Origin of the sequence: Achromobacter spanius (assembly GCF_003994415.1) — a bacterium.
Classification (GTDB): domain Bacteria; phylum Pseudomonadota; class Gammaproteobacteria; order Burkholderiales; family Burkholderiaceae_B; genus Achromobacter; species Achromobacter spanius_C.
The window spans coordinates 330,200-351,465 of record NZ_CP034689.1; the positions used below are offsets into that span (position 1 = coordinate 330,200).

Consider the following 21,266-nt stretch of genomic DNA (forward strand, 5'->3'; position numbering starts at 1 on the left):
GACGGACGGGCCTAGCCGATCGGCCACTTCGGCAAACGGATCTTGCGGTATGGCAGGCTGCGCCAATCCGGGCTGGCGGAACCGGGCGCGGCAACGTACAGCACGGCGTGGGCCAGCGGCGCGTAGCGGGCGTAGAAGTGATGGGCCGACTTCACCACGATGAGGCGTTGCGCCTTCAGATCGCAGCCCAACTGCGTGAAGAGGTCCGTGTGATAGGCCTGCGTGCGCAGCGACACCAGCGCGATCAGAATGCCGTCCGCATCGACCAGCGCGCAGTCGCCCAGTGCGATGCGGGTGTCGGCGTTGCCGGTCATCATCATGTTGGCGTGCGTGCCGACCACGCGGCAGCGCGCGTCCACGGGCGAGCCCGACAGCGGGCCGATCTTGCCACCAATGCGCAGGTCCAGTTCCGCGCCCACCCCCGCGTCGAAGGCGATGCGCGCGGCCACGGGGTCCCACATCGGCCCCAGCGCGGCACCGCGAACGCCGCGTTCGCGCAGGCGCGCCAGGATGTACGTCGAGTCGCCGGCCGCGCCGCTGCCGGGGTTGTCGGACCGGTCGGCCAGCACAATCGGACCCTGGCCGAACGCCAGGGCTTCGTCCAGCGCGTCATCCACGCCGCGGTAGGGCACCATCAATTGCTCGCGCATGCCGATCAGTTCGTCGGCCAGGGTTCGCGCCAGCGCTTGCGCGGCGGTAGCGTCGCCATCGGTGTAGACCAGCACCTTGGTGCCCATCTCCGGTACGTCGCCGGTGGCGAAACCCTGCGCCACCGAAATCGACAAGATGCCATCGCGGTTTTCCAGCGCCTTGATGCGGCTGACAAAGGCGCGCGCGGGGTCGCGCGTGGTGTGCATGGGCACCACCATGTCGCAATCCACCAGCGCTGGCGTGGGGTGTTGCCGGCCCTGATGCGCCGCGCGGCACAGCTCAACGAGTTCGCAGGCGCGCTCGTACACATCAATGTGGGGATACTCCTTGAACAGCACCAGCACGGTGGCCTGCTCCACCATCAGTGGCGTCAGATGGGCATGCGGATCCAGTTCGGCGCCCACGGTCACATCGGGGCCGACCAGCTCGCGCACGCGGCGCAGGATGTCGCCTTCGCAATCGTCATAGCCATCGGCAACCATCGCACCATGCAGGCCCAGCAGCACCATGTCCACGGGCAACGCGGCGCGCAGGTCGGCCAGCAGTTCATCACGCAGGGTTTCGTAGGCGGCGCGCGTGGTGATGCCGCCCGGTTGCGCCGACGCGACCAGCCCTTCCACCACCGTCCAGCCGTATTCTTGGGCACGCTCGCGCGCCACCCATAACGGCCCGCCGTAGAACGTCATGTGGTCAGGGTGCGTACCCGCCGGCAGGTATTCGCGCGACGTGAAGGCCGCCAGGCCCGTGGGCAAGGGCGAAAACGTGTTGGTTTCTGTGGCGAGTGCGCCGGTGAAGATACGCATGGGACGGCTCCAAAAGGCGCGCGGCGCCCGATCAGGGTTGGAAGGGGGCGGCGTCGATGGGCAAGGCGCCGCCCGTCATCTGCGCGGTCAGCAAGGCGGCGCTGCCGCAGGCCAGCGTGAAGCCCAGCGCGCCCTGGCCCAGGTTCAGCCACAGGTTGTCGGCGGCGCGGCTTTTGCCGATCAGCGGCTTGCTGGTGGGCGTGGCGGGCCGCACGCCCGCCCAGGCCTGCGCGCGGGACAAGTCCAGGCGGGGAAACGCTTCGACCACCTGGCGCCGCAGCGTGTCCAGCCGCGTGGCGTCCACTTCGTCATGCTTGGCGCCGATGTCGACCATGGCGGCAATGCGCAGCACCTTGCCCAGGCGCGCGTAGACGATGCGCCGCTCGTAGTCGGTGACGCTGATGGTCGGCACGTCGGTGGTGTCCGCCGTGATCGGCACGCTCAGGCTGTAGCCCTTGAGCGGATAGAGCGGTACGCGCTGGCCCAGCGCCGCCAGCAGCGGCCGGCTGCCGATACCCGAGGCGACAACAAAGGCGTCGGCCTGAATATCGCCCGCCGCCGTCTGCGCGGCGACGATGCGGCCGCGTTCGCGGCGCAGGCGCTTGACGCGGGTGTCCATGTGCACCGTCACGTTGCCGGCCTGACGCAGCCGTTGGAACAGGGAATCCGTAAAGCGATGGCAGTCGGCGGTTTCCTCGCCGGGCGTGTAGACCGCGCCCGCGATGCGCGCACCCATGCCCGCCAGCGCGGGTTCGGCCGCCAGCGTTTCGTCGCGCGAGAGCACGCGTTGATCCGTGCCATGCGCCGCTTGATACCGCACCAGCGCGGCAGCCTTGTCCAGCTGCGCGGCATCGCGATACACAATCAGCTTGCCGGTGCGCGACAGGCCGAAATCCATGGGCGCATCCGCCAGCATCGCGTGCAGTGTGTCGCGGCTGAGGTAGGACAAGGACAACAGCTCGGCGGTGGATGCGCGCGATACCGATGCGCGGCAAGCTCGCAGAAACCCCGCCAGCCACAGCCATTGCGACGGATCGAATCGATAGCGCAAACGCAGCGGCGAATCGCGCCGGAACATCCAGCCCGGCATGTCGGCCAAGGCGCCGGGGCCGGCCAGCGGCGCCACGTAGCTGTAGCTGAGTTGCCCGCCGTTGGCAAAGCTGCTGCCCATGGCCGGCTGCGCCCGTTCGTCCACCAACGCCACGTCGTGCCCCGCCCGCGACAACAGGTGCGCCGTCGTCACGCCGACCACGCCCGCCCCAATTACGCATACCCGCATGACTCGCCTCGTAGGTTCAGGTTGGGCACGATTCTGGGCCGCGCAATGAGGCCGGGCAAATTCCAAATCACATGCCATCCATAACCTTGCGATATGTGTGCGGCGCGCGTGCGTCACCCCGTCGCTCGCTGATTGCCGCCCTATCGTTTTCCCTAAAGCGCGAACGTCGTAAAGCGGCTTTCAACCGCTTTTACCGGGAAAAACACGCACACCATAACCTTGGGTTATCCATAGGCGCACGTTAGCTATTTGTGCCGCGAGTGTGCCCCGCCGATGATCCGCTTACGGAACGCAGCGCCGCCTTGAACAGGATGGCGATGACGGATAACCGGCCTATACAAGGGGAAATGATGACGTCTTACCGGAACGCCGCGTGTGTCGCGGCGCTTGCGCCAGCCTGTCCGGGAGCGCAGCCATGAAGGTCTTCAGCGCTGGTCTGGGCACCGAGACCAACACCTTCGCGCCCATGCCCACCAGCCTTGCGGCATTTCAAGAGCGCGACTACTACCCGGCGGGCACGCATCCCGATTCGGTCACCTTCGCAGGCGCGCCGCTCTACGTGGCGCGCCTGCAAGGTCGCGAGGCGGGGTGGACGCTGGCCGAAGGGCTGGTGACATCCGCGCAGCCGGGTGGCATCACCACGCGCGCCGCCTACGAGACCTTGCGCGACGAACTGCTGGCGGATCTGCGCGCCGCGCTACCGGTCGACATGGTGTTGCTGGGCCTGCATGGCGCGATGGTCGCCGATGGCTATGACGATTGCGAAGGCGACCTGCTGCGCCGCGTGCGCGAGCTGGTCGGCCCCAACGTGACCGTGGGCGCCGAACTGGATCCGCATGCGCACCTGACGCCACTGATGGTCGAGCAGGCTACCGTGCTGGTGCTGTTCAAGGAATATCCCCACACCGATATACGCGAACGCGCGGAAGACCTGCTGGCCTTGTGCCTGGATGCGCAGGCCGGCCGCACGCGCCCCGTCGCCGCGTTGGTGGATTGCGAGATGATCGTGCCCATGCACACCACGCGCGAACCGGCGCGCGGCTTTGTCAGCCGCATGAAAGCGCTGGAAGGCCGCGACGGCATTCTGTCGGTGTCCGCCGCGCAGGGCTTTGCAACCGGTGACGTACCCGAGATGGGCACCAAGGTGCTGGTCTACGCCGATGGCGACGCGGCTTCCGCGCAAGCCCTGGCGCGCACGCTGGCTGATGAATTGATCGGCATGCGCGAGCAGTTGATGGTGCCTTACCGCAGCGTGGACGAGGCGCTGGATGAAGCGTTGGCCTTCGATGGCGGCCCCGTGGTGCTGGCCGACCGGCCCGACAACCCGGGCAGCGGTGCACCGGGCGACGCGACCTTCGTCTTGCGCCGCATGCTGGAACGCGGCGTGAGCAACGCGGCGCTTGGGCCGATGTGGGACCCAGTCGCCGCGCGCATCGCGTTCGACGCGGGCGTGGGCGCCGAACTTGACTTGCGTATCGGCGGCAAGGTTGGCCCGCTGTCCGGCGACCCTGTTGATCTGCGCTGCACCGTCCTCGCGGTGCAGGCGGAACTCGTCATGACGGGGCTATCCGGCGCGCCCGCGCCGATGGGCGACTGTGCGCTGGTTGAAGCGCAAGGCATCCAGATCGTGCTGACATCCGTGCGCAACCAGGCCATCAACATGGACCTGTTCACGCAGTTGGGATGCGATCTCTCGGCCAGGAAGATTGTCGTGGTCAAGTCCGCTCAGCATTTCCATGCCTCGTTCTCGCAGGTGGCGCGCCACATCATCTATGTGGGCGGCCGGGGCGTTGCCACGCCCGATTGGAAGACCCTGACGTATCGCAACATCCGGCTGCCGAAGTGGCCGCTTTAAGATCCTGCCGGCGTAAATGCGCCGGCAAATCCACCAATTTGATGGGAGCCTAGTGCGATGAAAAACCGCCTGCTTTGCCTGTTCTCGATGGCCACGCTTGGCCTTGCCTGCACCTTGGGCGCCGCGCCCGCGCAGGCACAAACGCAAGCCAAGACGCTGCGTATCGTTCCGCACGCCGACCTGAAGGTGCTGGACCCGACGTTCACCACCGCCTACATCACGCGCAATTTTGGCTATATGGTTTACGACACGCTGTTCGCGATGGATACGCACAGCAAGCCGCAGCCGCAGATGGTCGAAAAGTACGAGGCCAGCGCCGACAAGAAGACCTGGACCTTCACGCTGCGGCCCGGCCTGAAATTCAGCGACGGTCAGGCGCTGACCACGGCCGATGTGATTGCGTCGCTGGAACGCTGGTCGGCGCGCGACAACATCGGGCAGGCCATCACGCGCGCGGGCGGCAAATGGGAAGCGCAAGACGACAGCCGCTTCACGCTGACGCTGACGCAACCGTTCGACCTGGTATTGGATGGCCTGGCCAAGGTGTCGAGCTACCCTGCTTTCATCCTGCCCAAGCGTCTGGCGTCCCAGCCGGCCACCCGGCCGCTGACCGAAGTGGTCGGCTCGGGCCCCTACATGTTCAAGCGCGACGAGTGGGTGCCCGGCAGCAAGATCGTGTTCGAGAGGAACCCGAACTACATCGGCCCCAAGGCGCCGGCGGACGGCTTGGCTGGCGACAAGACGCCGCACATCGCCCGCGTGGAATGGCGCGTGCTGCCGGACTCCAACAGCGCAACCGCCGCCCTGACCAATGGCGAAGTCGACATGATCGAGCAGGCGCCCGCCGACTACATCGATGCGTTGCGCGCCAACAAGAACGTCAAGATCGGCGTGCTGGAACGCGCGCAAGGCTACATCGTCCTGAATCAGTCCATGCCGCCGTTCGACAACCCGAAGGCGCGCCAGGCCATTGCGCACCTGATCGACCAGGACAAGTTCACCGCCGCCATGGGCTACCCGGATGACCTGCGCATGAAGTACTGCGCCACGGTCTTCATCTGCGGTGGCCCCAACGACAGCACGGCGGGCGCGGCGCCTTATGCCAAGCCCGATCCGGCGCTGGCCAAGAAGCTGCTGGCGGAAGCGGGCTACAAGGGCGAGAAGCTGGCCATCCTGCTGCCCACCGACCTGGCTTATCTGAATTCCGCCACCTTGGTTGCCATCCAGGCCTTGCAGGATATCGGGGTCAACCTGGACATCCAGTCGATGGACTGGGCCACGCTGACGGCGCGCCGCGCGCGCAAAGCCCCTTTGGACAAGGGTGGCTGGAACATCTTCCTGTCGGCCGCCTCTGAATTCAACGTCGACTCGCCGCTCAGCAACACCTATCTGGGCGCGGTGTGCGGCAACAGCCTGCCGGGCTGGCCGTGCGACAAGAAGCTGGACGAATTGCGCCAGCAGTGGATCTCCGCAACCACCTCCGACGAACGCAAGCGGGTGCTGGACCTGTTCCAGGAGCGCGTCTACGAAGTCTTCCCCGTGATCTCGATTGGCCAATATTCGCGAGCCTTCGCCGCGCACAACAGCCTGAAGAACACGGACAAGATCTGGAGCCTGCCCAACCTTTGGGTGTTGGACAAGTAGTCCGCGCCCGCCGCTACCGATACGCGAGACAACTATGGGTTACATCATTCGGCGCGTGCTGGCCATCGTGCCAGTCATGGCGGTGGTGGCAGTGATCGTGTTCCTGCTGATCCACCTGTCGCCCGGCGACCCGGCGGCATTGATCGCCGGGGACTTCGCCACCGCGGAAGACATCGCCACGCTGCACACGGCGCTGGGCCTGGACGAGCCGCTGTGGCGGCAGTTCGGGCTGTGGGCCGGCAAGTTGCTGCAGGGCGATCTGGGCACGTCGATCTTCACGCAGGTTCCCGTGACGCAACTGCTGTCGCAGCGCGTGGAACCGACCTTGTCGATCGCCGCCATCACGATGCTGGTATCCATTCTGGTGGCGGTGCCGCTGGGCGTGTTGGCGGCCTATCGCGCCGGCACCTGGATCGACCGTCTGGTCATGCTGTTCGCGGTGCTGGCGTTTTCCTTGCCGGTGTTCCTGGTGGGTTATCTGCTGATCTACGGCTTTGCCGTCAAGCTGCAATGGCTGCCGGTGCAGGGCTACGTCAGCCTGTCCAATGGCGTCGGGCCGTGGTTGCGCAACCTGACCCTGCCCTGCATCAACCTGGCGCTGGTGTACATCGCGCTGATCACGCGGATGACGCGAGCCACCGTGGTCGAAGTGCTGCACGAAGACTACATCCGCACCGCGCGCGCCAAGGGCCTGGCCGTATTGCCGGTGCTGGAGCACGCGCTGCGCAACGCCGCCATTCCCATTGCCACGACGGTGGGCGTGGGCATTGCGTTGTTGATTGGCGGCGTGGTCGTGACCGAGACGGTGTTCGCCATACCGGGCATTGGCCGCCTGGTCATCGACGCCGTTCAGCACCACGACTACCCCGTGATCCAGAGCGTGCTGCTGATCTCGGCCGGCGCCTACGTGCTGATCAACCTGTTGATCGATCTCAGCTACCGGCTGTTCGATCCGCGTATCCGTTATTGAGCCGTCGCGGGAAAGATTCATGTCAGAAAATTCGATTTCCACCCAAGCGCCCGCCGCGCCCATCCTGCTGCATGAGGCGCTGACGACGGGGGGCCGGCGCTGGCGCTGGATACGCAAACACCCCACGCTGATCATTGGGCTGGTGCTGCTGCTGATCGTGGCGGCCCTGGCGATTGCCGCGCCCTGGATCGCCACGCACAACCCCATCACGATCAACCCCCTGCAGCGCTTGAAGCCGCCGTCGGCGGAACACTATTTCGGCACCGATGCGATGGGCCGCGATGTGTTCAGCCGGGTGGTGTGGGGCGGCCGGGTGTCGCTGGTGGTCGCGATCGTCGTGGCGCTGGTGGCCAGCCTGCTGGGCGTGGTGCTGGGCCTGCTGGCCGGGTTTGTGCGCTGGGCCGACGCCATCATCATGCGCATCATGGACGGCATGATGGCCATCCCGGACATCTTGCTGGCCATTGCGCTGATGGCGGTGATACGCGCCAGCCTCACGACCGTGATCATCGCCATCGCCATTCCACAGGTGCCGCGCGTAGTGCGGCTGGTGCGTTCGCTGGCCTTGACGCTGCGCGAACAACTCTATGTGGAAGCGGCGCATGCCATTGGCACGCGCCTGCCGGTGATACTGCGCCGGCATGTGCTGCCCAACATGGTGACGCCGCTGGTCGTGCAGGCGACTTTCATCGCCGCCACCGCCGTGCTGACCGAAGCGGTGCTGTCGTTCCTGGGCGTCGGCGTGCCGGCCCAGGTACCCAGTTGGGGAAACATGATGGCCGATGCGCGCAACTACGTGGCCGTGGCCTTCTACACCATTCTGTACCCGGGTATCTTGCTGGCCATCACCGTGCTGGCGATCAACCTGATGGGCGACGGCCTGCGCGATGCGCTGGACCCGCGCCTGGCCAACCAACGCTAGGAGGACGCCATGGCTCTATCCCCCGCCAACGCCGTCGCCCCTGGCGACGTGCTGCTGGAAGTCGACAACCTGCGCACGTACTTCGATACCGTTTCCGGCACGGTCCGGTCGGTGGACGGCGTGTCGTATCAAGTGCGGGCCGGTCGCACGCTGGGCGTGGTCGGCGAGTCCGGTTGCGGCAAGAGCGTGACGGCGCTGTCCATTCTGCGTCTGGTGCCGACGCCGCCCGGACGCTTTGCCGGCGGCCAGATCCGGTATCGCGGCACCGACCTGCTCAGCCTGACTGAAAAGCAGATGCGCCAGATTCGCGGCAACCGCATCTCGATGATTTTTCAGGAACCGATGACCTCGCTGAATCCGGTGCTGACCGTGGGGCGCCAGATTGCCGAGACGGTGATGGTGCACCAGAAACTGAGCCGTCGCGACGCCTACCGCCGCGCCGAGGAAATGCTGCGGCTGGTGCAGATTGCCGAGCCCGAACGCCGGGTACACGAGTATCCGTACCAGTTGTCGGGCGGCATGCGGCAGCGCGTGATGATTGCGCTGGCGCTGGCCTGCAACCCCGAGGTGCTGATTGCGGACGAACCCACCACGGCGCTGGACGTCACCATCCAGGCGCAGATCGTGGACCTGCTGCGCAACCTGCAAAAGACCTTGGGCATGGGCATCGTGCTGATCACCCACGACCTGGGCGTGGTGGCCGAATGCTGCGACCGCGTGGCTGTCATGTACGCGGGCCGCAAGGTCGAGGAAGCGCCGGTGGCCGAATTGTTCGACCGCCCTTTGCATCCGTACACGCGGGCACTGATGGGCTCGATGCCGTCGATGAATGCCGCCACGCAACGCCTGGCCGAGATTCCCGGCATGGTGCCCGCGCCCAGCGAGCTGGGCAAAGGCTGTAGTTTCGCGCCGCGCTGCACCTATGCGACGGAGCGCTGCCGCGTCGAAGCCCCGGAACTGACCATACACGGCGACGATCATGTGGTGGCTTGCCATGAGGTGGCGCGCGTGGCGGCGCAGCCAGCTCCGCAAGCCGCCTCCATTCCGGCGTCCAGCGCCGACCTGACCGGAGTTCAAGCATGAGCGCCCCTATGCAGCAGCCGGCATCGGCATCCACCGCGCCTTTGCTGGAAGTGCGCGACCTGAAGATGCACTACCCCGGCGCGGGCGGCTGGTTTCAGCCGCGCCGCAAGGTCATCCAGGCGGTGGACGGCGTGTCGTTCAATGTGGCGCGCGGAGAAACGCTGGCGCTTGTCGGCGAGTCGGGTTGCGGCAAGACGACGACGGGCAAATCCGTGCTGCGCCTGATCCAGCCGACGGCCGGATCGGTGAAGCTGGAAGGCGAAGAGATCCTGTCGTTGCGGCCGGAACAAATGCGCGACCGGCGGCGCGACATGCAGATCATCTTCCAGGACCCCTATGCGTCCTTGAATCCGCGTATGACGGCGGGCGACATCGTCGGCGAACCGCTGCGCAACTACCCGATGCCTGGCGCCCGTGCCCGGGTGGACGAACTGGCCTGGCTGTTCAGCAAGGTCGGCCTGCGCCCGGAATCCATGAAGAAGTTTCCGCACGAGTTCTCGGGCGGGCAGCGGCAGCGCATTGGTATTGCGCGGGCTTTGGCGCTGCGGCCCAAGCTGATCGTATGCGATGAGCCCGTGTCGGCGCTGGACGTGTCCGTGCAGGCGCAGGTGATCAACCTGCTGATGGATTTGCAGCAAGAGATGGGCATCGCGTACTTGTTCGTGGCGCACGACCTGGCCGTGGTGCGGCACATCAGCCATCGCGTCGCGGTGATGTACCTGGGCCGCATCGTCGAAGTGGCAGACCGCGACACCTTGTTTTCGCAACCCAGGCACCCGTACACCGAGATCCTGCTGTCGGCCGTGCCGGTGCCCAACCCGCACAAGCCGGCGCAACGCAAACTGCTGCAAGGCGATCCGCCCAGTCCCGCGAATCCGCCCAGTGGCTGTCGTTTCCATACGCGCTGTCCGCTGGCGCAACCGATCTGCCGTGAAACGCAACCGGCGCTGACCGAACGGCCCGTGGCATCGGGCGCTGGGCAGCAATGGGTGGCGTGCCACTTCCGATGAACGCGCCTGCATTGTTGGCGGGGCCCCTGTCGTCGTCGTCGACGGATATCGATCCGGTATTCGGCCAATCGATCGGGGCATTGCAGGCGGCGATGGCGGCGGGGAAACTCAGCGCCGTCGACCTGGTGCGTGCGTATCTGGCGCGCATTGCTGCCTACGACCAGCACGGTCCCGTGTTGAACGCGGTGCTGGCATTGAATCCGCGGGCCGAGGACGAGGCCCAAGTCTGCGATGCGCAGCGACGGCACGGCGCGCCGTTGGGTTTGCTGCATGGCGTTCCGATTCTTATCAAGGACAACATCGACGCTGTCGGCATGCCGGCCACGGCCGGATCGCGCGCGCTGGCGCAACGGCGGCCGGCGCAGGACGCCGACGTCGTGCGGCGCCTGCGCCAGGCGGGCGCCATCGTGTTGGGCAAGACCACGCTGCATGAACTGGCTTGCGGCATCACCAACGTGTCTTCCTTGTCCGGCCGTACCCGCAATGCCTATGACGCCGCGCGTGTGCCGGGCGGTTCCAGCGGCGGCAGCGCGGTGGCGGTGGCGGCAAGCTTCGCGGCGGCCGCGATCGGCAGCGACACCAGCGGTTCAATCCGCATTCCGGCGGCGTTCAACCAGGTGCTGGGCCTGCGCCCGACAGCCGGGCGCTGCAGCACGGCCGGTGTCGTGCCCTTGTCCCCCACGCTGGACACCGTGGGCCCGATGGCACGCTGCGCGGACGATCTGGCGCGGTTGTGGTCGGTGATGGCGGGCACGGACCGGGCAACGCCGGCCGCGCCGCGAGCGGGCACTGACTGGCGCGTCGGCACGCTGGATTCGCTCTTTGGAGACGATCCTGGCGAACGCGAAGTTTCAGCGCACGCGCGAACCGTCTTGACGCGTTGGCAGACGCAAGGGGTGCGGATTCAATCCGTGAATCTTCCCGTGGACGATGCGCGCTTGATGGCGGCCAACGTCACGGGCTACGAATTTCGCGATGCGCTCGCGGGCTGCCTGCATGACGCCGGCCTGCCCGTCCGCAGCCTGTCCGATATTCTGGACGGCGCCTACCCCCATCCGGAAGTGATGACCCTGCTGCGCGAGCGCGAGGCGCTGCGCGACCCCGACGGCAGCGTGCGCCAGGCTGTACTAGGGCGCGCGGCGGCGATCCGTGCCGAGGTGCTGGCGGCATTGGCATCCGGCTCGCTGGACCTGTTGGCCTATCCCAGCGTGCGCGGCGCGCCGGTGTTGCTGGGCGAACCGCAGCGCGGCGGCAATGGGCTGCTGGCGGCGGTGACCGGTTTGCCGGCCTTGAGCCTGCCCATCGGCTTCACGCAGAGCGGCATCCCGGTCGGGCTGGACTTGCTGGGTCCGGCGGGTAGCGAGCCGATGCTGTTGGACGCGGCCAGCGCGCTGGCGCGGTTATCTCAGCAGCCGCTCAGTCCCACTTCGCCGCCAATCCTTCGGGACTGACTTCGCGCCCATTGCGTTCCAACGCGGCAATCCGCGTCATATCCTCGTCGCTCAAGCGCAGTTGCTGGGCAAGCAAATTGCTGGCCAGGTTGTCGCGCTTTGTCGATGAAGGAATCACGGAATAGCCCAGTTGCAGCGCCCAGGCCAGCGCCACTTGCGCGGGCGTGGCGTTGTGGCGTTGGGCGATCTGCTGGATGACCGGGTCTTTCAGCACCTTGCCGTAGGCCAGCGTCATGTAAGACGTGACGTGGATGCCCTGTTCCTTCAGGAAGGCGGTCAGCGCGGTGTTTTGCAGATAGGGGCTGAGTTCGATCTGGTTGGTGGCGATGGCGTCAGCGCCCACGGCGGCGATGGCTGCACGGGTTTCGGCGATGGGGAAGTTCGAGATACCGATCTGGCGCGTCAGGCCTTGCGACTTGGCCTCGGCCAGCGCGCCCATGCATTCCGCGATCGACACGCCGTTGCCGGGCGCGGGCCAGTGGATCAGGGTCAGGTCGACGTAGTCGGTGCGCAGCTTGGCCAGGCTGTCTTTCAAGCTGGGTACAAGCTTGGCCTGCGCCATGTTGGGCACCCAGATTTTCGTGGTGATGAACAGGTCTGCGCGCGCCACGCCGGATTCGACGATGGCCTGGCCCACGTCGGCTTCGTTTTCGTAGATCTGCGCGGTGTCGATGGCGCGGTAGCCGACGTCCAGCGCGTTGCGCACCGAATCAATGACGACCTGACCTTGCAGGCGGAAGGTGCCGACGCCAAAAGCGGGAATGCTCATGTAAAACTCCGAATGGGGGGTGAAGATCCAGGCGGCAATGGCCTGGGAATGACGCCAGTGTGCCCGCCTGATCCTTGCTGAAAAAGCCCTGTATTGGCGAAAGACTTTTGATATAACGTCAAACATGAAAACGACGCTCGACGAAATGCAGGTCTTTATCGCCGTGGTGGACAGCGGGTCCATCACCGCTGCCGCCGACGTGCTGGGCCAGACCATTTCCGCCACCAGCCGCACGATGAGCCGGCTGGAAGAGAAGCTGCAAACCACGCTGATGCGGCGCACCACGCGCCGACTGGAGCTGACCGAAGAAGGCCGCGCCTATCTGGAGCAGGTGCGGCGCATCGTGGCGGCGGTCGAAGAAACCGAAGACCTGATGAATGTGCGGCGCAATCAGCCGGCCGGCCTGTTGCGCGTGGATGCCGCCTCGCCGTTCATGCTGCATGTGATTGCGCCGCTGGTGCCGGGCTACCGCAAGCGCTATCCGCAAGTGGAACTGGAGCTCAACAGCAACGAAGGCAATATCGATCTGTTGGAACGCCGCACCGACCTGGCCATCCGCATCGGGCGCCTGAAGGACTCGTCGTTGCACGCGGTGTTGCTGGGCCATAGCCGTGTGCGCGTGTTGGCCAGCCCGGCCTATCTGGCGCAACACGGAACGCCCAAGCGCGTGGCCGACTTGGCCACGCACACGCTGCTGGGCTTCAGCCAGCTGGACGCGCTGAACGAATGGCCGTTGCTGGATACCGACGGCCAAGCCTTGCACGTCAAGCCCGGCGTGCGCGCCCATAGCGGCGAAACGCTGCGGCAGTTGGCGCTGAATGCCGGGGGCATCGTCTGCCTGTCCGATTTCATGACGCGAGCCGACCGTGAATCGGGCGCCTTGCAGCAAGTGCTGCCGCGCCACACGCAAGATGTCAGGCAGCCGATCAATGCGGTGTACTACCGCAACACCGCGATCTCATCACGCATCAAATCGTTCATCGACTATGTGGTTGAAATGGTGGGGCCCAATGGATTCTCGGAGCCGGCCGGACGGTGAGAGATGTGTCTAATCGAGACATGGCAGCGGGCGCGACCAGGGGCAAACGTATACTGCCCCCGTTTTAATTCTGGATAGCCCCAAAACCATGAGCATCTTCTCCCGCTTCTTTGGCCGCAAGGAAGAATCCGCCGACGCTCGCGCGCTGGCCGCCAACCCCGCCATTGAAAACCCGCTGAGCTTGCAGGTGCTGTTCGCCGCGCCACTGGCGCTGAATGAGGACACCCTCAAGGCTGCGTTGAGCGCGTATCACCCGTCAATGAGCGAGGCCCGCGTCGAAATCGCGCCCGACATGCCGGAAGTGCTGGGCCTGGCGGGCTGGGGCGAGCACGTGGTGCGGCTGGTGGGTTTTGATGCGCCGTATCCCAAGGATTCATTGGAAGCCTGCGTGGCGCCGGCCCATTACCCTGGCACGGTCAAGGACGAAGTCCGCGCGCATGCCAGCCACATCATCCTGTACTACGCAGGGTTTGAAAAAGATCCGCTGGAGCAGTACGTGGCGCTGGCCGCCGTGGCCGGTGCGCTAACGGGATTCGGCGCCGTGGCGGTGTTGAATGAACACGCGCACACCTCGCTGCCGGCCGGCGTGTTCGATGCCGAGTCGCTGGGTGAAGAAAGCCTGGATCTGTTGCGCACGCTGCCGCTCACCATGCTGTATTGCGGCTTTGTGAAATATGAAGTGGAAGGCGTGGCGGGCGTGTGGATGCGCACGTATGGCGCCGACTGCTTCGGCCTGCCCGATTTTGCGGCGCTGGCCCGTGGCCATGATGAAGGCGAGTACTACTCGAACATGTTCAACAACATCATGGGCTACATGCTGGAAAGCGGCGCGGAACTGGCCGCCGGGCACACCATGCAGATCGGCGAAAACGCCTATATGAAACTGCGCGAGCCCGCCCAGGAAGAGTATTTCCTGGACGGTCCCGCGCAGGTGTTGGTTGCCGAGATCATCACGGCGGACGAGATCAACGCACCGCAATAATCGCACCGCCGCGAGCGGCCGGCCACACGCGCAGGCCCAACGCCAGGGCTGCCGCGCCGGTTGCCACCACCGTCACGCCGGTCCAGCCCCAATGCGCCAGCGCCAGGCTGCCCAGCGCGCCGCCAGCGGCCATGCCGATGAACACACCAGTCATCAGGATGGCGTTCAGGCGGCTGCGGGCGGCCGGGTCAATGCCATAGACGATGCTTTGATGCGCGATCAGCGAGGTCTGGATACCCAGGTCGAAGCCGATGGCGGCGCCGCCGATCAGCCACAGCGCGGCGTGCGGCGACAGGAACGGCAGGAAGATCATGGCGGCAAACGACACCATGGTCAGGCCCGCACCCAGGCTGGCCACGGCCTTCGGGCCACGGGTGTCGGCCACGCGGCCGGCCAGCGGCGCGGCCAAGGCGCCAGCGGCCCCCGCCAGGCCGAACGCACCCGCCGCACCGGCGCCCAGGTGAAACGGCGCGCCGTGCAGCATGACCGCCAGCGTCGACCAGAACGCGCTGAACCCCAGCGACAGCAAGCCCTGCGCGGTAGCCGCGCGGCGCAGACCCGGGTGTTGGCGCCACAGCGTGGCCAGCGAACCCAGCAACGCCGCGTACGACAACTGAGCCGTCGGCACGAAGCGCGGCAGGCCGCGCCACAGCGCCGCGCCCAAGGCCACGATGGCGACGGCGGCGGCCACGAACATGGCGCGCCAGCCGAATTGCTCGGCCACGAAACCGCTGACCACGCGTGACAGCAGAATGCCCAGCAGCAGGCCGGTCATGACGGTGCCGACGATCTTGCCGCGTTGCTCGGCGGGCGCCAGATGCGCGGCGGCGGGCACGATGTCTTGCGCCAAGGTGGCGGACACCCCCACCACGAAACTTGCCGCCAGCAGCACGCCGATGGACGGCGCCAGGGCGGCCGCCAGCAACGCCAGGCTGAGCACGGCGGCTTTGATCAGGATGATGCGCTTGCGGTCGTGGCGGTCGCCCAGCGGCGCCAGCATCAAGATGCCGAAGGCATAGCCTAGTTGGGTCAGGGTGGGTATCCAGCCCAGTGTTTCGGCGTTGGCGTGGATCTCGGCGCCCAGCACGCCCAGCATGGGTTGGCTGTAATACAGGGACGCAACCGACAGGCCGGCGCCGATCGCGAGAAGGAAGACCAGGCCACGAGACAGCGTGGCGGAGGCGGGGTGGGATGACATGATGAGGTGTCCGTAGGTTCGTGTACGAGGCAGATTCTGGGCGTCTGGACCATGTTTTGGTAGCCGGCGCGGCGGTACATCGGTTATACGGTTGGCGTATGAGCACCTCTGCCAAGACTGTCACATCCGCCGCCAATACCACGGCCGCCACCGCCGGCACCGACCGCCTGCTGCTGATTGAAACGTTCGTGCGTATCGTCGAAGCCGGCAGTTTGTCGGCCGCCGCCGCGCAATTGGGTGGCACGCAGCCCACCGTCAGCCGCCGCCTGCAATTGCTGGAACGATCAATGGGCGTGCGACTGTTGCAGCGGTCCACCCACGCCATCCGGCTGACCGAGGATGGGCAGCGCTGTTATGAACGCGCCAAAGAACTGCTGGCTACCTGGCAGTCGTTTGAAAGCGATGTGCGCGGCGCGGGCGATGAACCCATCGGCACCTTGCGCGTGGTGGCCCCGCATGCCTTCGGCCAGGACCAGTTCGTGGAGCCGCTGGCGCGCTACTTGCAGCAGTACCCGGCGATGCGCGTGGAATGGCTGCTGCATGACCGCATGCCTGACCTGATCGCCGAGAACGTGGATTGCGCCATTCGCGTGGGCGCCGTGACGGACCCGTCGGTGATCGCCGTGAAGCTGGGTGAAGTGCCGCGCATCGTTGTCGCATCGCCCGAACTGTTGCGCGGGGCGCCCGTGCCGCAACATCCGGACGCGCTGGCCTGCCTGCCCTGGCTGGCGCTGCGCACGTTCTATCGCACCGAGGTCAGCCTGACGCATTGCGAAACGGGCGCCACAGAACGCTTCGGCATTCATGCCCGCCTGTCCACCGACGGGCTGTACGCGTTGCGCAAGGCCGCCGTGCTGGGACTGGGCGTGGCGCTGGGGTCGGCATGGGTCATGCAGGACGATCTGGCCGCCGGCCGCTTGGTGCATGTGGCGCCGCAGTGGCGCGCTGACCCGCTGCCGGTGTCCCTGGTGTATGCGCCGTCGCGGTTTCAGCCGGCGCGGCTGCGCCGCTTTGTCGAGATCATGCGCGAGCACCTGCCGCTGGGGCTGGCGGGCGGCTGATGTGTCGCTGATGCGTCGCGGGCGGTGTTCTCATCCGGCGGCCTGGCGGGTGGGCCGCCGATACGCCGCCGCGGCCCGCGCGGCCGGACAGAAGGCGGCGCTTGTTTGCGCGGCGGCTGCCGCGTCAACGGCAAGGGGCGCATTGGCGCGCAGCAGTTCGGCCCGGCAGGGGCGGCCGTACAGCCAGCCTTGGCCGGTGGCTTCAGGCGCGCGTTCCAACACGTAGCGCGCCTGCTCTTCGGTTTCGATACCTTCGACAAGCACATAGATATTCAAACGGCGTGTCATCTCGAACACCGTGTCCAACACCGTGGCCGCCCAATCATTCGCGCTGACCCAGCGGATCAGCGTGCGGTCCAGCTTCAGGCCGTTGACGCGCCACGTGAGCAGATTGTTCAGGTTGGCATAGCCCGCGCCGAAGTCGTCGATGACCACGCGGAATCCCGCTTGAAGATGCTGGGCGATCAGCGTGCGCGGGTCCTCCACCACGAAGGCCAGCGACTCGGTGATCTCAAGCACGATCCTGTCGACCGGAATGTCGAACTCGCGCGCGGTATTCACCATGAACGTCACAAAGGAAGCGTCTTCGATATCGCGGGGCGTGACGTTGATGCTGCCATAGATACCGTCGGCTTCGCGCAGCCTGCCGCGCAGCTCGCTCAAGGCGGTGCGCACGACATGCCGCGTCAACTCGCGCCCCAGGCCGCTTGATTCCGCCCAGGCGAAAAACGTTTCGGGTGGGATGGGCCCCAGGGTTTCGTGCGTCCAGCGCGCCAAGGCCTCGACGCCGACCATGCGGCCCGAGGACATCTGCACCAGCGGCTGATACACCACATGAATATGGCCGCGCCGCATTGCACGCTTCAATCGACGGCGTACCCCGGGCGGCCCGATCGACCAGCGGTAGATCAGCAGACAGAGCAGCACCCCGCTGAAGACGCCACCCAGCGCGGGCAGCCACAGGTCCCACACCTGCCGCGCCGCGGCGTTGTCGCTGTCCGTGTCGGACGCAGGCGTGACCGCGCCCGCCGCCACGCCCAAAACGGCGCAGGTCAGGATAAGCAAGGAAAAGTACGGCAGGAAGGGCCGCAGGAACTGCTGAGAGATTGTCGTCATGGATGCGAACCAGGCGAAAAGATGTCCGGGATTTCGCGGCAAAAAAAACGGATGCCGCGCTTGAATGAAAGCTCGCATCGTGACCATCCGGACACCGTTGCAAGGCCGTGCCGATATGCGCCGACACGCCTTAACTAATTCGCGCTGAAGCGTTGGCTTGTTGCATCGTTAACGTTAATTTGCATTTGAATTACGGCGAATTCTGCGAACATCGCATCGCAAGCAATGATCGGTAATAGGCCGCCGAATCATTTGTGTATCCATCTGTTTGCCGCGCGTATACTCCGCAGCATGGCTCAGACTAGCCGCACGCTCGTGCGACTGGCCCGTTGACCAAAATGGCGAACGACATGCCAAGAGAATTCTCCGCCCGCTTAGGGACTGTGGAATCCGAACTTAGAGCGCTTTGGCTACAAGCTCAGGCCGGAGACGAAGCAGCGTATCGCGATGTGCTGGGCCGCATCGCACGTTTATTGCGAGCCTATTTGCGCAGACGCATGGCGGGCTGGCAGGATGATGTGGAAGACTTGGTGCAGGAATGCTTGTTGGCGCTGCATTTGCAGCGCGCCAGCTACGACCCGGCACAGCCGTTGTCGGCATGGGTATATGCAATCTCTCGTCACAAGCTGATTGACTTCTGGCGCCGCAATAGACGCTATGGTGCCCTTAACGATTCTATTGATGACGTAGATGAATTGCTGCTGGCTGGCGAGGCAATAGAACCGATGTCTCATGTGGATCTTGCCCGCTTGCTGAGCTTGTTGCCCGAGGCGCAGCGACGCGCCATCGAGCTGACGAAACTGGAAGGATTGAGCGTGGCGGAAGCGGCGGCACGAATCGGAATGACAGAGGGCGCCATTCGGGTTCAGGTGCACCGCGGGCTAAAGCGATTGAGCTTACTCGTCAAGGTGGTCATATAGTGAAAACCAAGGACTTCATCGATTTTCTGGCCACCGACGCCGGGCCCGCGCCAGCGTTCAATGTGTCTTTGAAGTTTCGTACCGCCTTGCTTGCCGGGCTGGCCGCCAGCCTGGGTATAGGAATGATGGCGAACGGCAACGCATCCCCCGCTATTTTGTGGGTGGTCCGTTGGTACAAGGTGGCGTATGCCTTGTCGATTCTTGCCTGCGGGTGGTTCATGGTCACGCAATTGGCCCGGCCGATATCGCGCATTGCCAAGCCGCTGTGGGCCTTGGCGCTGGTGGTGCTGGTGATGGCCGGCTTCGGTGTGTCGACCTGGGTGGCCGCGCCCGCGGATCAGGTTTCCGCGTTGTTCCTGGGGCAGACGTGGCAAGTCTGCTCATTGTTGATCCTGGCGTTTTCCTTGCCCGCATTGGCGGCGGCGCTATGGGCCTTGCGCACCTTGGCGCCCACGCGCTTGCGCCTGGCCGGCTTTGCCGCCGGCATCTTCGCGGGGGCGCAGGGAGCCTTGGGCTACGCGGTCATATGCCCCGAGGAATCATTCTTGTTCGTGGCGGTCTGGTATACGCTGGGCATCGCCTTGAGCGCTTTGCTTGGCATGCTGCTTGGACCGAAAGTGCTGCGCTGGTAGGCGCGTGTGGTGCGCGCAGCCTGGCGCATGCGCTCAAGGATGAATGCACGCATATCTTCACGGACCCTGTCGGGTCCGTTTTGTTTTGAGCGGGCTCGGTAACGAAACGGCGTGCCGCGTCGAATAAGAAGACATGCCGACGCACACGGGCCAGCCATGAATACCCAAGAATTCTTCAATGTGTTGACTCAGCATGCGGCAAGCACGTATCGGCCCGCATCGATCGGGGCGCGCGCATCGCTGACCTACAGCGCGTTCTGCGCCGCTGTGAAAGAACGCGCGGCCTGGTACGAAAAATTGTCGGTTCGGGTGTTGTTGACCCTGCAAGACAATGCGCCATGGGCCATCGTCGATGACGTGGCGGCCTTGATGGCGAACGTGGCGCATGTTCCGCTGCCACCGCTTGCCACGGACAGCTTGTTGATACGCGCCCTGGAACGCTGCGGCGTGGACACGGTGATTGCGCCGGCCGCCATGACCGCAAGGCTAGTCCGCTTGGGGCTGCGGCAGTCGGTCACGCTGTCCGGCGGCGATGGCCTGTTTGTGCGGCACGCGCCGGTGCCGCCACGCGAACTGCCGCCAGGCACCGCGAAGATCGTGTTCAACACCGACACCGACGACATGGGCAAGGGCATCTGCCTGGGCGCGAGCGCGCTGCTGTCAACGGCGGCTGCGGTAGCGGCTGCCTTGACTGATCGAGGAATCAAACGGCATTTGATGACCCGCCCCTTGGCAACGCTGCAAGAGTGTGTGATTGGGGTCTATGCAAGCTTGATCTCGGGCGCAACCTGCGTGGCCCTGCCGGGCAGCCATCTTGGGCTGGACGCGATGGGCGTGGACCCCCTGGCCTTGCATGAAGAACTTGAACACCATGGCGCGCAGAGCTTCCTGGCCACGCCACAGGCCCTGGTCGATTACGCGCTCTTTCTACAGGACCGGCGCGCGCGGGCGCCAGTGACGCTGCGCTGTGCGTTGATCGATGGCGCGGCGAACGAACTCGGCATGCGCCGGCTGTTCGAGGCGGCCGGCCTGCCTGTCGTGCCGACCTTCGCGGTGGCGCAAGCGGCGTCGGTGGTGACGATGCACATTGACGGCATGCGCCACGCGGGCTCGGCGGGCAAAGCCCTGCCGCACTTGCAGGTGCGCGCGTCCGAAAGCGGCGAACTTGAAGTCAAGGGTTCGGGGTTCCTGGGCTATGTCGACGAGCCGCCCTTTGTTGGTGAATGGCTGGCCACCGACAAGCACGGAGAGATTGACGACGACGGCCACGTGTACCTGCTGGATCGCGCGGGCCCCGCCATCGTCGCCACGTCGCGCATCGGTCCCGCGCAGGCTAATGCCGAACGCGCCTTGATGGATACCGCGCTGTTCATGCAGGCCGCCGTGTTCGTCAAGCCACGCGTCGGATGCTGCGCGGTGCTGTGGCCCATCGGGCCAACCCTGTCCGACGACGAAATACAGGCCGCCGTCGATCGCTGCAATGCGCGACTGGATGCGCGTTCGCATGTGATGCGCTGGACCCGCGCGAAGGCGCCGTTCTCATTCGTGTCAGGCTTGGCGACCTCGCGTGGTCGGCCTCGCCGCACGATGATCCTGCGTCTGCATGATCATGAGTTCAACGAGGCCATCGCCGAAGACGCCCGTCACGAAGTAGCGCGAGCCGGCATGTGACGGCATCGCCGGTCGCGCGCGTGCCACCACGCGCGTTGCCATTTCCCCTTGATGCAATTGCCCAACCCTTCGCAAGACTGTTGCGCAGGCGTGGCGCGGCTGGCGTTCGCACGCGCGATTTCAAACAGCGTCCAATCGCGAACTCGCGAACACTTGTGTCGATATCCCTAAACTCATTTCCTTAATTTACCGTTCTTAACTATTGACGCC

General features: G+C 65.5%; 18 protein-coding genes. 13 read left to right on the forward strand and 5 right to left on the reverse strand.

The features are described from left to right. Positions 1–11 precede the first annotated feature (11 nt). Both ELS24_RS01515 and ELS24_RS01520 read right to left on the reverse strand, forming a co-directional pair. The gene (locus tag ELS24_RS01515) at positions 12–1,454 is read right to left on the reverse strand and encodes a M81 family metallopeptidase (protein WP_127183205.1); all 1,443 of its coding nucleotides are present in this window, start codon (positions 1,452–1,454) and stop codon (positions 12–14) included. 31 nt (positions 1,455–1,485) lie between these two features. Then, positions 1,486–2,733 (reverse strand): D-amino acid dehydrogenase, encoded by a 1,248-nt coding sequence (locus ELS24_RS01520; protein ID WP_127183206.1) that lies wholly within the window; start codon positions 2,731–2,733, stop codon positions 1,486–1,488. 415 nt (positions 2,734–3,148) lie between these two features. On the opposite strand from ELS24_RS01520, the gene ELS24_RS01525 reads away from it, so the two are divergent. Genes ELS24_RS01525 through ELS24_RS01555 form a run of 7 tightly spaced genes read left to right on the forward strand, consistent with a single transcriptional unit; the run spans position 3,149 to position 11,668 of the window. Further along, on the forward strand, positions 3,149–4,588 hold the full coding sequence (locus ELS24_RS01525; RefSeq protein ID WP_050449937.1) for a M81 family metallopeptidase: 1,440 nt from the start codon (positions 3,149–3,151) through the stop codon (positions 4,586–4,588). 57 nt (positions 4,589–4,645) lie between these two features. Next, positions 4,646–6,232 carry an ABC transporter substrate-binding protein gene (locus ELS24_RS01530; RefSeq protein ID WP_127183207.1) on the forward strand — a complete coding sequence of 529 codons (1,587 nt, stop codon included), beginning with the start codon at positions 4,646–4,648 and terminating at the stop codon, positions 6,230–6,232. Between the two features lie 34 nt (positions 6,233–6,266). After that, the gene (locus ELS24_RS01535; RefSeq protein WP_050449935.1) at positions 6,267–7,202 is read left to right on the forward strand and encodes an ABC transporter permease; all 936 of its coding nucleotides are present in this window, start codon (positions 6,267–6,269) and stop codon (positions 7,200–7,202) included. Between the two features lie 19 nt (positions 7,203–7,221). Continuing rightward, entirely contained in the window at positions 7,222–8,124 is a 903-nt protein-coding gene (locus ELS24_RS01540) for an ABC transporter permease (RefSeq protein WP_050449934.1), read from the forward strand. Between the two features lie 9 nt (positions 8,125–8,133). After that, a complete protein-coding gene (locus ELS24_RS01545) occupies positions 8,134–9,207 on the forward strand; it encodes an ABC transporter ATP-binding protein (RefSeq protein ID WP_127183208.1) in 1,074 nt (357 codons plus the stop codon). Beyond that, positions 9,204–10,217, forward strand: a complete 1,014-nt coding sequence (locus ELS24_RS01550) for an ABC transporter ATP-binding protein (protein ID WP_050449932.1) — start codon at positions 9,204–9,206, stop codon at positions 10,215–10,217. Before ELS24_RS01545 ends, ELS24_RS01550 begins: the two co-directional genes overlap by 4 nt. Next, entirely contained in the window at positions 10,214–11,668 is a 1,455-nt protein-coding gene (locus tag ELS24_RS01555) for an amidase (protein ID WP_164741197.1), read from the forward strand. Before ELS24_RS01550 ends, ELS24_RS01555 begins: the two co-directional genes overlap by 4 nt. On the opposite strand, the gene dkgB is transcribed toward ELS24_RS01555, so the two are convergent. After that, positions 11,634–12,437 (reverse strand): 2,5-didehydrogluconate reductase DkgB, encoded by an 804-nt coding sequence (gene dkgB / locus ELS24_RS01560; protein WP_127183210.1) that lies wholly within the window; start codon positions 12,435–12,437, stop codon positions 11,634–11,636. The two genes, ELS24_RS01555 and dkgB, sit on opposite strands and share 35 nt — an antisense overlap. Before the next feature lie 124 nt (positions 12,438–12,561). On the opposite strand from dkgB, the gene ELS24_RS01565 reads away from it, so the two are divergent. After that, positions 12,562–13,476 carry a LysR substrate-binding domain-containing protein gene (locus tag ELS24_RS01565; protein WP_050449928.1) on the forward strand — a complete coding sequence of 305 codons (915 nt, stop codon included), beginning with the start codon at positions 12,562–12,564 and terminating at the stop codon, positions 13,474–13,476. Between the two features lie 88 nt (positions 13,477–13,564). Then, a complete protein-coding gene (locus tag ELS24_RS01570; protein ID WP_050449927.1) occupies positions 13,565–14,458 on the forward strand; it encodes a DUF4261 domain-containing protein in 894 nt (297 codons plus the stop codon). Here ELS24_RS01570 and ELS24_RS01575 read toward each other — a convergent pair. Next, positions 14,442–15,656: an MFS transporter gene (locus ELS24_RS01575; RefSeq protein ID WP_127183211.1), complete on the reverse strand. Its 1,215-nt coding sequence runs from the start codon at positions 15,654–15,656 to the stop codon at positions 14,442–14,444. The genes ELS24_RS01570 and ELS24_RS01575 overlap by 17 nt on opposite strands. A gap of 98 nt (positions 15,657–15,754) precedes the next feature. Between ELS24_RS01575 and ELS24_RS01580 the strand changes: the two genes are divergently transcribed. After that, positions 15,755–16,717 (forward strand): LysR family transcriptional regulator, encoded by a 963-nt coding sequence (locus ELS24_RS01580; RefSeq protein WP_050446854.1) that lies wholly within the window; start codon positions 15,755–15,757, stop codon positions 16,715–16,717. Between the two features lie 30 nt (positions 16,718–16,747). On the opposite strand, the gene ELS24_RS01585 is transcribed toward ELS24_RS01580, so the two are convergent. Continuing rightward, positions 16,748–17,833, reverse strand: a complete 1,086-nt coding sequence (locus tag ELS24_RS01585) for an EAL domain-containing protein (RefSeq protein WP_164741198.1) — start codon at positions 17,831–17,833, stop codon at positions 16,748–16,750. Positions 17,834–18,183: 350 nt separating this feature from the next. Here ELS24_RS01585 and ELS24_RS01590 point away from each other — a divergent pair, with 350 nt between their 5' ends. The 3 genes from ELS24_RS01590 to ELS24_RS01600 all read left to right on the forward strand — a co-directional run bounded on the left by ELS24_RS01590 (position 18,184) and on the right by ELS24_RS01600 (position 21,056). After that, entirely contained in the window at positions 18,184–18,753 is a 570-nt protein-coding gene (locus ELS24_RS01590) for a sigma-70 family RNA polymerase sigma factor (protein ID WP_230694748.1), read from the forward strand. Next, on the forward strand, positions 18,753–19,385 hold the full coding sequence (locus tag ELS24_RS01595) for a DUF1109 domain-containing protein (protein ID WP_164741199.1): 633 nt from the start codon (positions 18,753–18,755) through the stop codon (positions 19,383–19,385). Before ELS24_RS01590 ends, ELS24_RS01595 begins: the two co-directional genes overlap by 1 nt. Before the next feature lie 156 nt (positions 19,386–19,541). Then, the gene (locus ELS24_RS01600) at positions 19,542–21,056 is read left to right on the forward strand and encodes an AMP-binding protein (RefSeq protein ID WP_127183214.1); all 1,515 of its coding nucleotides are present in this window, start codon (positions 19,542–19,544) and stop codon (positions 21,054–21,056) included. Positions 21,057–21,266 lie beyond the last annotated feature (210 nt).